Genomic DNA, 14,489 nt, shown 5'->3' with positions numbered 1-14,489 from the left:
GTGGTCTCGCCGGCCAGGCCCGGGCCGGCCACGGCCCCGTCGGCCGCGGCCCGGTCGGCGTGGCCACCCAAGCGCCGTTGCACGTCAGCCAGGCGCGCGGGAGAGAACAGCACGAGACGAGCGCTCGGTTCCATCATCGAAGACTCAACACCCTTCCAAGGCACGAAGGTAACCCTAACCTAAATTAGGGTTACCTAACTACCCTCTCTCCAGGCCCTCCAGAGGCGCGCGTAGCGGCCACCCAGGGCCACCAACTCCGCGTGTGTGCCCTGCTCCACGACCCGCCCCGCATCCAGCACGGCGATCCGGTCGGCGGCCATCGCCTGGGTCAGCCGGTGCGCGACGAACAGCGTGGTGCGGCCCGCGCAGGCCGCCCGGACGGCGCGTTCCAGTTCGGCGGCGCCCTCACTGCCGGCCTCCGCGTTCGACTCGTCGAGCACCACCACCGGTGTCCGGCCCAACACGAGCCGGGCCAGGGCGACATGGGCGACCTGCATGCCGTCCAGGCGCTCACCACCCTCGCCGACCGCCGTGTGCAGCCCGTCGGGCAGCGCCTGGACCCATCCGTCGGCGCCCACCGTGCGCAGCGCGTCCACGAGTTCGGTGTCGCTCGCCCCCGGTGCGGCGAGCCGCAGATCGTCGGCGAGGGGACCGGAGAACACATGCGTCTCCTGGGTGAGGACGCTCACCAGGGCTCGCGCGCCCACCTCGTCGAGATCGGCGAGGTCGGCCGGTCCGATGCGCACGGAACCGGAGTTCGGGGTCTCGATGCCCGCGATGAGCGCGGCGAGGGTCGACTTGCCCGCGCCGGTCGCACCCACGAGAGCCAGCGATCCACCGGCCGGGATCGTCAGCGTGACGTCCCGCAGGACCGGTTCGCCGGCGCCGGGATAGGAGAACGTCAGCCCCTCCACCGTCACCGGGTACGACGTGCCGTCCGGCGGGGCCGCGTCGGCCTGCCCCACCAGGCGCTCGGCGGCCGGCTCGGTGAGCACCCCCACGAGCCGGGTCAGGCTCGCGCCCGACTTCTGCGCCTCGTCGAAGGTGAACATGATCGCGCCGAGCGGCGTGAACAGCCGGTGGAAGACGAGCGGGGCCGCCGATACGTCGCCGAGGCTCGCGGACCCGGTCTCCAGGAGGACGTAACCGACCACGAGGATCAGCACCAGGCCGATGAACTCCGCGCGGTTCTCCCGGCCGACGAAGCGGCCGAAGAAGCGGAACACCTCGATCCCGTAGTCCCGCACCCGCCGCGAGTCGCCTGCGACCTGCTCGCGGAACGCCCCCTCCAGGCGGTACGCGCGCACCGTGTCGATGCCGTTCAGGCCGCTGATCAGCGCCTGCGCGCGATCGGCCTGGGCGAGCCGCTGCTTGCGGTAGAGGGGAGCCGAGCGCGGCAGGTACCAGCGCAGGGCCAGCGCGTAGGCGGGCAGTGCGCAGGCGCCCGCGAGGCCGAGCCGCCAGTCGAGGCCGAACATGCCGATCGTGGCGACGGCGACCAGGACGCCCGCGGAGAACACCGTGGGGATGGCCGAGCGGATGCCCTTGGACAGGACGGCCACATCGTCGCCCACCCGGGACAGCACATCGCCCCGGCCGACTTGTTCGACCCGGGCGATGGGCATCCCGAGGACGGCCCGGACGGCGCCTTCGCGCAACTGGGCCAGCAGGTCGGCGCCGAGCCGCCCGATCAGATAGGTCGACAGGGCGGTGGCCGCCGCGCCGAGAAGCGCGGCGGCCACCATCACCACCCCGGTCGTGAGCAGGGCCGAGCGCTCCTCGCCCGACACCACCGCGTCGACCACCCGGCCGAGCAGCAGCACCGGAAGCATCTGGAGCGCGGCCCCGGCCACCGTGCTGGACACGGTGGCCGCCGTCAGCCACGGCATCGTGCGGCAGTGCGCCGCCACCCACCGGGCCGCCTCGCGGCCGCCCGTGGTGCGCAGGGCGGCCGGGGCGGCGCGCGTTTCGGTGGCGCTCACCGCTAGCCGGCCGACTTGACGAGCTGGTCGATCGCGTACGGCAGGGAGAGCAGCGTGGCCTGCGACATCGCCGCGCCGGCCGCCGGGCCCTCGCTGTCCAGGAGGTAGGACACCTTGTTCGCCTTGGTGACCTTCAGGTTGGTGAAGAGCTTGTCCTTCTTGAGGGCCTCGGTGTCGGCCTTGTCGTTGATGGCGAAGACACGGTCCACGTCGACGAGATCCATGCGCTCAGGGGAGAGCTGGGTGGAGAAGTTGGAGCCGGCGATCTTGTCGATCTCGCTCTGGCCCTTGAAGCCCATGCCGGTCAGGAGCTGACCGCGTACGTCGGTGGTGGTGAACGGCGTGACCGAGTTCTTGTACCAGGACAGCGCGACAGCCGTCTGCCGGGCGAACTCCGGGTGTGCCTTCTTCACGGCGGCGAGCTTGTCCTGGATGCCCTGGACCATCTGCTTGCCTTCGTCGGCCTTGCCGAGCGCCGTCGCGATCTGGAGGGCGTTGTCCTGCCAGGGAGCGCTGAACGGCTCCTTCTCGGCCTTGGTGCGGCCGACCGTGGGGGCGATCTGGGAGAGCTTGTCGTAGGCGGCCTTGTCGATCTCGGAGTAGACCGCGACGATCAGGTCGGGGCGCAGGGCCGCGATCTTCTCGAAGTTGGGCCCGGCGTCACCGTTGTTCATGATGACCTCGGGCTTGGCGCCGCCCCACTTGTCCTTCACCCAGGGCCACTGCGTGTTGACGTCGGGGCTGTGGCCGGGCGGGTTGGGGTACTGGTCGACCATGCCGACGGGCTTGATGCCGAACGCGAGGACTTCCTGGTCGTCGGTGTAGCCGACGGTCACGACACGCTGGGGCGCCTTGTCGATCTTCGTGGATCCGAACGCGTGCTCCACGGTGACCGGGAACGCACCCGAGGCGGCCGGGGTGTTGGCGCCGTCGCTCGCGTCCTTGTCCGACGCGTTGGAGCCGCACCCGGCGAGGAGCCCGACGCCGAGTGCCGCGGCGGCCGCCGTCGCCGCCAGGCGCCGCCAGGGCTTCATACGTGTCGTTCGGTCGAGGAGCATCCGGGATCCCTTGCTTTCGAACAGGCCGCCGCGCCCCCGCATCGGGGCAGGCCGGGCTCAGGTAAGTAAGGTAAGCCTAGCCTAAGTTCCAGGAGAGGGGTACGTCAGCCGTCCAGGCCCGGTACGTGGGTGCGGCCGATCGGCACGATGAGCGGCCGCTCCCCCACCGGATCGTCGACCACATGGGCCCGGAGGCCGAATGCCTCGTGGAGCAGTTCGGGGGTCACCACGTCGCGCGGGTGGCCCTGCGCGAGGACCGAACCCGCCTTCATCACGATGAGGTTGTCGCTGTAGCGCGTCGCCAGGTTCAGGTCGTGCAGCACCATGACGACCGTGCAGCCCGACTCGTGCAGATCGTCGACGAGGTCGAGTACGTCGACGGCGTGCGCCAGGTCCAGGTAGGTGGTGGGCTCGTCGAGCAGCAGGAGGTCGGTGCCCTGAGCGAGTGTCATCGAGATCCAGGCGCGCTGGCGCTGGCCCCCGGAGAGCGAGTCGACGGGCCGGTCGGCCAGGTCGGAGATCCCGGTCAGAGTCAGCGCGCGCTCCACGACCGACACGTCGTCCGACGACCACTGGCGCAGCCAGCTCTGGTGCGGATGGCGGCCCCTGGCGACGAGGTCCGCGACGGTGAGGCCCTCCGGTGCGACCGGCGACTGCGGCAGCAGACCGAGCTCCTTGGCCACCTCGCGGGTCCTGAGCCGGGCGATGTCCTCGCCGTCGAGGACGATCGACCCCGAGGTGGGCTTGAGCAGCCGCGTCAGGGTCCTCAACAGGGTCGATTTTCCACACCCGTTGGGGCCGATGATCGTTGTCACCACGCCCGGCGGGATCGTCACGTCGAGGGAGTCGATGACGGTCCGGTCGCCGTACCCGACCGTGACGCCCCTGGCCGCGAGGCGCGGAACGCCGACAACCCCGGGCTCGGTCGCGGTGATGGACTCGACGGCCATGACTCCCCCTCTGTTAGGTATGCCTAACCTTTCTATCATTAGGGGGTGCCGTGCCAGACGCCGCGTCCCCGGCCATGTTCCGCCAGACACCTCCTAACGGCGATTGGCCCGCACGAGGAGGTGGATGAGGAAGGGACCGCCGATCGCCGCGGTGACCACGCCCACGGGCAGGGTGACGGGCAGGGCGGTACGGGCGACGAGGTCCGAGCCGAGCAGCAGGAGCGCCCCGGCCAGGGCCGAAGCGATCAGCGGCGGCGTCGGATGCTTCGTCAGACGCATCGCCACCTGCGGCGCGACCATGGCGACGAACGGGACAGGTCCCGCCGCGCTCACGGCGAACCCGGCGAGCAGCACCGCGCACAGCAGCAGGACCGCGCGCACCAGGGCGTGCCGGACGCCGAGCCCCGCCGCGACGTCGTCACCAAAATGCAGCGGCTTGAACTGGAAGGCCGCGCAGCCCACGACGACCAGGACGGCGAGGGTGCCCCAGAGCGCCACCCACACGTCGTCCCACGACCGGTTGTCCAGCGAACCGACCAGCCACGCCTGGGCCCTGGCCACGTCCTTGATGTCGGCGGTGACGAGCAGCCAGGTCGTGATCGCCTGCATCACGGCGCTCACCGAGATGCCGATGAGGATGAGCCGGAACCCGTCGACCCCGCGCCGCCACGCCAGGAAGTAGACGAGCAGCCCCGTGGCGAGGCCGCCTAGGAGCGCCGCCCCGGACAGGCCGACGGAGCCGGTGACGGCGGTGGCGGCGCCGCCCGACACCGTCACGAGGAACACCGCGACCGCGCCGGCGCCGCCGGTGATCCCGAGGATGTCCGGACTGGCCAGCGGATTGCGGGCGATGGACTGGGTGAGCGCCCCCGACACCCCCAGGGCGATGCCCACGACGAGCCCGGCCAGGGCCCGCGGCATGCGCAGGTCCATGATGACGAAATGGTCGACCTGTGCGCCGCCTCCGAAGAGCGAGGCGATCACCTTGGGCACGGCAAGGGGGAAGTCCCCGAGGGACAGGGAGAGACAGAACAGGAAGAAGACTGCGGCCGCCATGAGCAGCGTGACCAGGACGACCCTGGGCCGCCAGACGAACGACACGCGGCCGATCCGCACACCCGGCGCCACCGCCGGCTTCACCACCGTCATGTTCACGCGCTCCTGACCTTTCCCCGCCACACCAGGACCGCGAAGAACGGGGCACCGATGAGGGCGACGAGGACGCCGGCGTCCAGCTCGCCCGGCCGCACCACGACGCGCCCCACGATGTCGCAGACGAGGAGGACGACCGCGCCGAGCAGTCCCGCGTACGGCACGAGCCAGCGGTAGTCGGGTCCGGCCAGGTACCGGGCCACGTGCGCCACCATCAGTCCGAGGAAGGCGATGGGGCCGCACGCCGCGGTCGCCGCGCCCGCGAGCAGGGTGACGGCGACGATGCCGGCGGTCCGGATCAGGGTGATGTGCACGCCGAGCCCCCGCGCCACGTCGTCCCCCAGGTTGAGCAGGTTGACCGAGGGCAGGACGGCCAGGGCCAGGACGAGGCCGACCACGATGAAGGCGGTCATCGGCCAGATGACGCGGAACGGGACACCGGCCACCGAGCCTGCGTTCCAGAACCGCAGGGCGTTCAGGGCCGCCTTGTCCGACAGGGCGACCGCCGTCGTCATCGCCGCGAGGAACACCGCGACGCCCTGCCCGGCCAGGGCGAGGGTGAGCGGGTTTCCGGCGCCGCGGCCGATGCTGGAGAGGCCGAACACGACGCCGCCGGCGAGCGCGGCCCCGAGGAAGGCGAACCACAGGTACTGGAACGGGTCGCTGAGCCCGAACACGGATATCGCCGTCACCACGGCGAACGAGGCGCCGGTGTTCACCCCCAACAGGCCGGTGTCGGCGATGGGGTTGCGGGTGAAGCCCTGGATCAGCGCGCCGCCGACGCCCAGCGCGATGCCGGCGACGATCGCGAGCACCGTCCGCGGCAGCCGCACGGTCTCCACGATGAGTCGGATGTCCGTCGCCTTCTGGTCGTGGCCCTGCCCCGCGAACAGGCCGTGCCACACCTCGGCCGGGGTCAACGCCCGCGCGCCCACGGCGATGGAGACCACCGAGGCGACGACGAGGACCGCGAGGACGGCCGCGAGCCCGCCGATCCGCCGTCGCCGTGCGCCGGTGATCCGGGACGGCGCCGGTCGTTCCACCGCGATCGCGCCCACGCCGGCCGGGGCCACCCGGGCCGGGGTGCCGCACGGCCGGGGCATCCTGCCCTTGCCGGGGGGAGGTTCACCGGTGGGGCGGCGCGTACCAGGGAGCACAGGCCTTTCCTCTCTCGTGTCTCACGCGTACCGCTCTCATGGCTCACGCGTACCGCGGACGCGCCGCCGCCGCGCCTGTACGGAGCGAACGCCCGGCAGGCACGGCGGCGGTGCGGTGGGGGGAACCCGGTCAGCGGGCCGGCTGGCCCAGGGCGGCGTCGGTCTCCTCGGCGACGGACCACGCCGCGCCGGCCGCGCCCGTGAGGTCACGGCCGAGGATCGAGTCGAGGATCTCGCCGACGCGTATCGCGGTGTTGGACAGCAGGGAGGAGGTGATGCCGTGGGTGTGCTCGGTGCCACCCTGGAGGTAGATGCCGCACCGCAGTTCGGGGTCGGTCGCCACGCGGTAGTCGCGCTCCACGCGGACGCGCCCCTGCTCGTCGCGGTGGCACAGGCCGGCGACGTCGCCGAGCAGACCGAGCCCGTCGGCCTGGAGGTATCCGGTCGCGCAGACGACGACATCGGCGTCGACCACGCTCTCCTCGCCCGTGACCAGGGAGGTGACGGTGGCGCGGACCCCGTCGGGGGACTCCTCGACGCCGGTGAGGCGCGAGATGTTCAGGAAGCGCAGCCGTTCCTCGCCGAGCACCTTCTCCTGGTACGCCTGGCGGTACAGGTCGTCGATGAGGTCGATGTCCACCACGGAGTAGTTGGTGTTGCCGTGATAGTCCATCAGGCGGCGCTTGACGTCCTCCGGCGCCGTGAAGTACTCGTCGACGGCCTGCGGGTCGAAGATGCGGTTGGCGAAGCTGCTGTCGTCCGCCGGGCTGTAGCCGTAGCGCGAGAAGACCGCGCAGACCTCGGCGTCGGGGAAGCGGCGGTGGAGGTAGGCGACGTTCTCCGCGGCGCTCTGGCCGGCGCCGACGACGACGAAGCGCCGGGGCTCGGTGCCCTCCAGGGCGTCGACCTTCCTCAGGAGGTCCGAGTTGTGCCAGACGCGGTCGGTGCGCTCGATGCCCTCGGGCATGACAGGGCGCAGTCCGGTGCCGACGACGAGGTTGCGGGCGCGGTGCACGACGACCTCGTCGCCCGAGCGGGCCGTCACGTCGACGTACTCCACCACGCCGTCGCGCAGGACGGGTTCGACGGCGACGACCTGGTGGCCGTACGAGACCATGTCGTCGACCTTGGCCGCGGCCCACTCGAAGTAGTCGTGGAACTCGACGCGGAGCGGGAACAGGTTCTTGTGGTTGACGAAGTCGATCAGGCGTCCCTTGCTCTGGAGATAGCAGAGGAAGCTGTACTCGCTGGTCGGGTTCCGCAGCGTCACCAGGTCCTTCATGAAGGAGACCTGCATCGTCGCGTCGTCGATGAGCATCCCGCGGTGCCATCCGAAGCCCGGCTGCTGCTCGAAGAAGTGAGCGGTGACCGCCTCCTGCCTTCCGACGCGCGCGTTGTGCTCGCTGAGCGCGATGGCCAGGGCCACGTTCGACGGCCCGAAGCCGATGCCGATCAGATCGTGGATCACTGGGGCGTCGCCGGGAAGAGCCTGTGACATGTCACTCCCATTCGTGCGGGACAGCCGCCCGTGGGGCGTCGTGTCGAGGGTGGGAAAAAGGGGGAGTCCAGGCGCACCGGTGACCGGCAGCCGAGTGGAACTTAGGTGAGGCTAACCTGATGCGTGCGGCACTGTCGACCGGACAAAGAGGTCATTTGGCTCGCCTCAGGGTCAATCGGCCCCAGAATCGGGGTCGTTGCGTTGTTAGGTAAGCCTTGCTTTACTTGCCCCTGATTGTTTCGCTCTACGAGGAGGAACCCGATGCGGGTCGTCATGTTCGGCTATCAGACCTGGGGCCATCGGACCCTGAAGGCGCTCCTGGACTCCGAGCACGAGGTCGTGATGGTCGTGACGCACCCCAAGAGCGAGCACGCCTACGAGAAGATCTGGAGCGACTCGGTCGCCGAACTCGCCGAAGAACACGGCGTTCCGGTCGTCATCCGCAACCGGCCCGACGACGAGGAGCTGTTCCAGCGGCTCAAGGAGGCCGACCCGGACATCATCGTCGCCAACAACTGGCGCACCTGGATACCGCCGCGCGTCTACACCCTGCCCAAGCACGGCACCCTCAACGTGCACGACTCGCTGCTGCCCCAGTACGCCGGTTTCTCGCCGCTGATCTGGGCCGTCATCAACGGCGAGCCCGAAGTGGGCGTCACGGCGCACCTGATGGACGAGGAGCTCGACGCGGGCGACATCGTGCGCCAGGAGGCGGTCGCCGTCGGCCCCCGGGACACCGCGACCGACCTCTTCCACAAGACGGTCGACCTGATCGCCCCGGTCACCATCGGCGCCCTCGACCTGATCGCCTCCGGGCAGACGGAGTTCACGAAGCAGGACCGCACCCGGGCCAGCTTCTTCCACAAGCGGGCCGAGGAAGACATCCGCATCAACTGGGAGTGGCCGGCCGAGGTGTTGGACCGCCTGATCCGCGCGCAGTCCGCGCCGTACCCGGCCGCCTTCACCTTCCACAAGGGCAAACGTCTGGAGGTGCTCGGTGCCGTGGTGTCCGAGGGCCGGTACGGCGGCACCCCGGGCCGTGTCTTCTATCGCGAGGGCGACGGCGTGGTGATCGTCGCCGGGGCGGACGCCCGCACGGGCCGCAACCACGGGCTCGCCGTCACCCGGGTACGGACCGAGGACGGCCGGGAGCTGCCCGCTGCCGAGTACTTCACATCGATGGGTGGCTACCTCACCGCGCGCCCCTGACAGCGACGGCGACCGTGATCACCGGCCCGGCCCGGACGGTCCCGGGCAGGCCGTGATCGCCGGGCTCAGAGCAGGAAGCCCGCCGGGAACGGGTCGGCCGGGTCCAGGAAGTACTGCGCCGTGCCGGTGATCCACGCCCGTCCGGTCACCGTGGGAATCACCGCGGTGAACGGGCCCACCGTCGTCTCGCCGACGAGCCTGCCGCTGAACTCCGTACCGATGAAGGACTCGTTGACGAAGTCGCGGCCCAGGGGCAGCTCGCCCCGGGCGTGCAGCTGGGCCATGCGTGCGGAGGTGCCGGTGCCGCACGGGGAGCGGTCGAACCAGCCCGGGTGGATCGCCATCGCGTGCCGCGAGCGCGTGGCGTCCGAGCCCGGGGCGGCGAGGTAGACGTGCTTCACCCCGGCGATCTCCGGGTCCTCGGGGTGCACGGGCGGCTCGGCCGCGTTGATGGCGTCCATGATCGCGAGCCCGGCGGTGAGCAGCTCGTCCTTGTGGTCCCGGCCGAACGGCAGGCCCAGCGCGTCGAGTTCGACGAAGGCGTAGAAGTTTCCTCCGTACGCGAGGTCGTAGGTGACCGTGCCGAGCCCGGCGACCCGCACCTTGCGGTCGAGCGCGAGGCAGAACGCGGGGACGTTGGTCAGCGTGACGGACCGCGCCGCGCCGTCCTCGACCCGCACCTCCACGCTCACCAGGCCGGCCGGGGTGTCGAGCCGTACCGTGGTGACGGGTTCGCTGACCGGGACCATCCCGGTCTCCACGAGGACCGTCGCCACCCCGATGGTGCCGTGCCCGCACATCGGCAGAAGACCGGACACCTCGATGTAGAGCACGCCGTAATCCGCGTCGGGCCGGGTCGGGGGCTGGAGGATCGCCCCGCTCATCGCGGCGTGTCCGCGCGGTTCGTACATCAGGAGCGTACGGATGTGGTCGAGGTGCTCCGCGAAGTACCGCCGGCGCTCGGCCATGGTGGCGCCCGGCACGACGCCGAGCCCGCCGGTGATGACGCGGGTCGGCATGCCCTCGGTGTGCGAGTCGACCGCGTGGTAGACGTGTCGGGTCCGCATGAACGTCCCTCTCTGACGGGCTGGTTGTGGCCTTCGGCCTGGCGGGCCAGGGGGTGTCCGGCCGCTCTAGTTGTGGCCTTCGGCGAGCGCCTTCTCGGTGGCGGCGCGCACCACCGCGTCCTGCTCGGCCGTCAGCGGCTGCCTCGGCGGCCGGGTCGGGCCGCCCGGGCGCCCGGCGATGTCCATGGACACCTTGATGGCCTGGATGAACTCGGTCTTGGAGTCCCAGCGCAGCAGCGGGTGGAGCGCCCGGTAGAGGGGGAGGGCGGTGGCGAGGTCGCCGGCGACCGCCGCGTGGTAGAGCCGGGAGCAGGCGCCGGGCAGCGCGTTAGGGTATCCGGCGATCCAGCCCACGGCTCCGGCGGTCGCGAGTTCCAGCAGCACGTCGTCGGCGCCGGCCAAGAGGTCGAGCTCTGGGGCGAGTTCGGCGATTTCGTAGGCCCGGCGCACATCGCCGCTGAACTCCTTGACGGCGACGATGGAGCCGTCGGCGTGGAGTTGGGCGAGAAGGGCGGGCGTCAGGTCCACCTTCGTGTCGAAGGGGTTGTTGTACGCGACGACGGGCAGGCCCGCCCGGGCGACTTCGGCGTAGTGGGCCCGCACGGAACGCTCGTCGGCGCGGTAGGCGTTGGGCGGGAGCAGCAGCACGGAGCCCGCTCCGGCGGCGGCGGCCCGCTCGGCCCAGCGACGGGATTCGGCGCTGCCGTACGCCGCGACGCCGACCATGACGCGGTCGCCGTCGCCCGCCGCCTCGATGGCCGTGTGCACGACGCGTTCGCGCTCTTCGTCGGTGAGCGTCTGGTATTCGCCGAGCGATCCGTTCGGCACGACTCCGTCGCTGCCGTTCTCGATCAGCCAGCGGACGTGCCGGCCGTAGGTGTCGAAGTCGATGGAGAGGTCGGGGCGCAGGGGAAGCGCAGTCGCTACGAGGATTCCGTGCCAGGGGCGCGCGCGGCGGGGTGCTGCTGACGTCATGGTCCAACTCCCAAGTGTTCCAACCCCAGTGTGGTGTGTGACATTTTACTGAACTGCCACAGCTACCCACAAGGGCCTTGCGGCCGCTGCGCTCAGTCGAGGACCGCGAACCCGTCCAGTTCGACCAACGCGTCGCCGTCCCAGAGCCGGACCGCGCCGATCACGGCCATCGCCGGATAGTCGCGGCCCGCCAACTCCCGCCAGATGGCTCCCAGTTCAGGTGCCCGTTCGCGGTAGTCCGCGACGTCCGTGGCGTACACGGTGACGCGGGCGAGGTCGCTCGGGGTGCCTCCCGCCGCTGACAGGGCCGCGAGAAGGTTGGTGAGCGCAGTGCGGAACTGTTCGGGCAGCGTGGCGCCCACCACCTTGCCGTCGCCGTCCAGCGCGGTCTGCCCGGCGAGGAACACCAGACGGGACCCGGTGGCGACGACGGCGTGGCTGAAGCCGGTCGCCGGGGACAGCCCGGCGGGGTTCACTCGGTCGAGGCTCACCGGTACAGCTCCTTCGCGATGATGGTGCGCTGCACTTCGCTCGCGCCCTCGTAGATACGGGGTGCGCGGACCTCGCGGTAGAGGTGTTCGAGCAGGTGTCCGCGGTGGAGCGCGCGGGCGCCGTGCAGCTGGACCGCCGTGTCGACGACGTACTGCGCGGCCTCGGTGGCGAACAGCTTGGCCATGGCCGAGCCGCGCGCGATGCCGGCATCGCCCCGGTCGTGGGCCGCGGCGGCCGCGTACACCAGGAGCCGCGCGGCCTCGGTGCGGGTCGCCATGTCGGCGACCTGGTGGGCGACGGCCTGGAGCTCCTTGAGCGGGCCGCCGAACGCGGTGCGGCGCGCGGTGTGGGCGAGGGTGGCGTCGAGCGCCGCCTGCGCCATGCCGACGGCGAACGCGCCGACGCTCGGCCGGAACAGGTTGAGCGTGGTCATCGCGACGGTGAAACCCCGGTCCCGCTCCCCCAGCATGTCGTCGGCGCTCACCGGCACGCCGTCGAAGGTGAGGCTGCCGATGGCGTGCGGGGAGAGCATGTCGAGCGGGGCGCCGGCCAGGCCCGGCCGGTCGGCGGGGACCAGGAAGGCGGTCACGCCGCGTGCGCCGGCGTCCGCCGTCGTGCGGGCGAAGACGGTGTAGAAGTCGGCCTCGGGCGCATTGGAGATCCAGCACTTCTCGCCCGTCAGCCTCCAACCCCCCTTGTATTCGGCCGCGTTGAGACTGAGCGCCGCCGCGTCCGAACCCGCGTCCGGCTCGCTGAGCGCGAACGCGGCGACCGCGCGGCCCGCCGACACCTCGGGCAGCCAGCGCTCGCGCTGCGCCGGCGTGCCGTACGCGGCGACGGGGTGCCCGCCGAGGCCCTGGAGGGCGAGCGCGGTCTCCGCCTCGGTGCACGCGTACGCCAGCGATTCCCGCATCAGGCACAGGTCGAGCGCGCCGGAATCGAAGAGGCGGGCGAGCAGCCCGTGCTCGCCGAGCGCCGCGACGAGTGGCCGGTTGACCCGGCCTGGCTCACCCTTGTCCGCAAGGGGACGCAGCCGCGCCTCCGCGAGCACCCGTAGCTCCCCGCACCACTCCCGCTGACCGGGCTCCAGCGCGAATCCGGGCATGGCCACCCCTCTCCCACTCGGGTTTCGACGGTCCCACTCGGCTCGGACGACGACTGTCCCACTCGGCTCGGACGACGACGCGGACCGACACCGGCCCGCACCGCTCACCCCGACCGGCGCCGGCCGGATGTCGAGCCGGCACCGACCGCACCGACCGCTCTATCGCGAACTGTTGACTGTCGTCATCCAAACGATACGCTCCAGAGGCGACAAGGGGGCGATCCCATATGGAGCTGAAGACCTCAGCGCACGCCGACACCTTTCCCCGCGACCATCTGCCGTCCGCCGACCAGTGGCCCCAGCTGCTGTTCGGCCCGCCGGGGCCGGACTACCCCGACCGGCTCAACTGCGGCGCGGAGCTCCTGGACGCCACCATCGCGCGCTTCGGCCCGGACCGTCCCGTCTTCCGCACCGGCGAGGGCGAGGTCTGGAGCTATCGGGAGCTGCGTGACCGGGTCGACCGGATCGCCCATGTCCTGACCGGCGAACTCGGCGTGGTGCCCGGAAACCGGGTGTTGCTGCGCGGGCCGACCACGCCGTGGCTGGCCGCCTGCTGGCTCGCGGTGATGAAGGCGGGCGCGGTCGCCGTCACGGTCCTCGCCCAGCAGCGCGCCCGTGAGCTGGGTGTCATGTGCTCCATCGCACGGATCGGCCACGCCCTGTGCGACGCCCGCGTCCTCGACGACCTGGAGCGGGCCGAAGCACCCGGGCTGCGCATCACGGCGTACGGCGGCGACGGGCCCGGCGACCTCGTGAACCTGGTCAAGCGGGCCCCGGCCGGGCGCTTCGCCGCCGTGGACACCTCCGCGGACGATGTCGCCCTGATCGCCTTCACCTCCGGCACCACGGGCCGCCCCAAGGGCTGTATGCACTTCCACCGCGACGTGCTCGCCATCGCCGACACCTTCGCGCGGCACATCCTGAAGCCGTCCCCCGACGACGTCTTCGCGGGCAGCCCCCCGCTCGGCTTCACCTTCGGGCTCGGCGGCCTCGTCGTCTTCCCGCTGCGGGCCGGCGCGTCCGCGCTGCTGCTCGAACAGGCGGGCCCCAGGCAGCTGTTGCCCGCGCTCGCCGAGCACCGCGTCTCCGTCCTGTTCACCGCGCCGACCGCCTACCGCACGATGCTGGAGGAGCTCGACAGCTACGACCTGGGCGCTCTGCGGCGCTGTGTGTCGGCCGGCGAGAACCTGCCGGCGGCGACCTGGCGGGCCTGGCGGGAGCGGACCGGCCTGCGGATCATCAACGGCATCGGCGCCACCGAACTCCTGCACATCTTCATCTCCGCCGCCGACGACGACATCCGGCCCGGCGCCACCGGAAGACCCGTACCGGGCTGGCAGGCACGCGTCGTCGACGAGGAGGGCGAGCCCGTCGAGGACGGCGAGCCGGGACTCCTCGCGGTACGCGGCCCGGTCGGCTGCCGCTACCTCGCCGACGAGCGCCAGCGCGCCTACGTACGGCACGGCTGGAACGTCACGGGCGACACCTATGTGCGCGACAGCGACGGCTGGTTCCGGTACGTGGCCCGCGCCGACGACATGATCATCTCGGCGGGGTTCAACATCGCGGGCCCCGAGGTCGAGGACGCGCTGCTTCGCCACCCCGACGTGACGGAGGCCGCGGTGGTGGGCCGGCCCGACGAACGGCGGGGCCATGCCGTTGTCGCGTACTGCGTGCTGAGGCCCGGTGTGCCACGCGGCGAGGAGACCGTGGCGCTCCTCCGCGACTTCGTGAAGTCCGAACTCGTTCCCTACAAGTGCCCGCGCGAGATCGTCTTCCTCGATGCCCTGCCGCGCACCCCCACCGGGAAGCTCCAGCGCTTCAGGCTGCGGGAACTAGAGTGA

Annotated in this window: 12 protein-coding genes; 2 read left to right on the top strand and 10 right to left on the bottom strand. The window is 71.4% G+C overall.

The window, feature by feature from the left end; translation table 11 throughout:
* Positions 1–194 precede the first annotated feature (194 nt).
* The 6 genes from AB0D31_RS08805 to AB0D31_RS08780 form a co-directional block, all read right to left on the bottom strand.
* A complete protein-coding gene (locus tag AB0D31_RS08805; RefSeq protein ID WP_362719012.1) occupies positions 195–1,982 on the bottom strand; it encodes an ABC transporter ATP-binding protein in 1,788 nt (595 codons plus the stop codon).
* Positions 1,983–1,984: 2 nt separating this feature from the next.
* A complete protein-coding gene (locus tag AB0D31_RS08800) occupies positions 1,985–3,040 on the bottom strand; it encodes an iron-siderophore ABC transporter substrate-binding protein (RefSeq protein WP_362719009.1) in 1,056 nt (351 codons plus the stop codon).
* 104 nt (positions 3,041–3,144) lie between these two features.
* On the bottom strand, positions 3,145–3,990 hold the full coding sequence (locus tag AB0D31_RS08795; protein WP_362719006.1) for an ABC transporter ATP-binding protein: 846 nt from the start codon (positions 3,988–3,990) through the stop codon (positions 3,145–3,147).
* Between the two features lie 93 nt (positions 3,991–4,083).
* Entirely contained in the window at positions 4,084–5,139 is a 1,056-nt protein-coding gene (locus AB0D31_RS08790) for an iron chelate uptake ABC transporter family permease subunit (protein ID WP_362719004.1), read from the bottom strand.
* Between the two features lie 2 nt (positions 5,140–5,141).
* Positions 5,142–6,245 carry an iron ABC transporter permease gene (locus AB0D31_RS08785; RefSeq protein WP_362719154.1) on the bottom strand — a complete coding sequence of 368 codons (1,104 nt, stop codon included), beginning with the start codon at positions 6,243–6,245 and terminating at the stop codon, positions 5,142–5,144.
* Positions 6,246–6,429: 184 nt separating this feature from the next.
* A complete protein-coding gene (locus AB0D31_RS08780) occupies positions 6,430–7,797 on the bottom strand; it encodes a SidA/IucD/PvdA family monooxygenase (RefSeq protein ID WP_362719002.1) in 1,368 nt (455 codons plus the stop codon).
* Positions 7,798–8,058: 261 nt separating this feature from the next.
* Between AB0D31_RS08780 and AB0D31_RS08775 the strand changes: the two genes are divergently transcribed.
* Complete coding sequence (locus AB0D31_RS08775; RefSeq protein WP_362718999.1) at positions 8,059–9,006, top strand: methionyl-tRNA formyltransferase; 948 nt, start codon at positions 8,059–8,061, stop codon at positions 9,004–9,006.
* A 65-nt stretch (positions 9,007–9,071) separates the two neighbouring features.
* On the opposite strand, the gene AB0D31_RS08770 is transcribed toward AB0D31_RS08775, so the two are convergent.
* The 4 genes from AB0D31_RS08770 to AB0D31_RS08755 all read right to left on the bottom strand — a co-directional run bounded on the left by AB0D31_RS08770 (position 9,072) and on the right by AB0D31_RS08755 (position 12,645).
* The gene (locus AB0D31_RS08770) at positions 9,072–10,073 is read right to left on the bottom strand and encodes a proline racemase family protein (protein WP_362718996.1); all 1,002 of its coding nucleotides are present in this window, start codon (positions 10,071–10,073) and stop codon (positions 9,072–9,074) included.
* A gap of 66 nt (positions 10,074–10,139) precedes the next feature.
* On the bottom strand, positions 10,140–11,048 hold the full coding sequence (locus tag AB0D31_RS08765; protein WP_362718993.1) for a dihydrodipicolinate synthase family protein: 909 nt from the start codon (positions 11,046–11,048) through the stop codon (positions 10,140–10,142).
* Between the two features lie 92 nt (positions 11,049–11,140).
* Complete coding sequence (locus AB0D31_RS08760) at positions 11,141–11,539, bottom strand: RidA family protein (RefSeq protein WP_362718990.1); 399 nt, start codon at positions 11,537–11,539, stop codon at positions 11,141–11,143.
* Entirely contained in the window at positions 11,536–12,645 is a 1,110-nt protein-coding gene (locus AB0D31_RS08755) for an acyl-CoA dehydrogenase family protein (protein WP_362718987.1), read from the bottom strand. Before AB0D31_RS08755 ends, AB0D31_RS08760 begins: the two co-directional genes overlap by 4 nt.
* A gap of 227 nt (positions 12,646–12,872) precedes the next feature.
* On the opposite strand from AB0D31_RS08755, the gene AB0D31_RS08750 reads away from it, so the two are divergent.
* The gene (locus AB0D31_RS08750; RefSeq protein ID WP_362718984.1) at positions 12,873–14,489 is read left to right on the top strand and encodes an AMP-binding protein; all 1,617 of its coding nucleotides are present in this window, start codon (positions 12,873–12,875) and stop codon (positions 14,487–14,489) included.

This window comes from Streptomyces sp. NPDC048361 (genome assembly GCF_040651795.1).
Lineage (GTDB): Bacteria > Actinomycetota > Actinomycetes > Streptomycetales > Streptomycetaceae > Streptomyces.
Note: the sequence above shows the minus strand (reverse complement) of the source record. Positions and strands in the feature narration are given on the sequence as shown.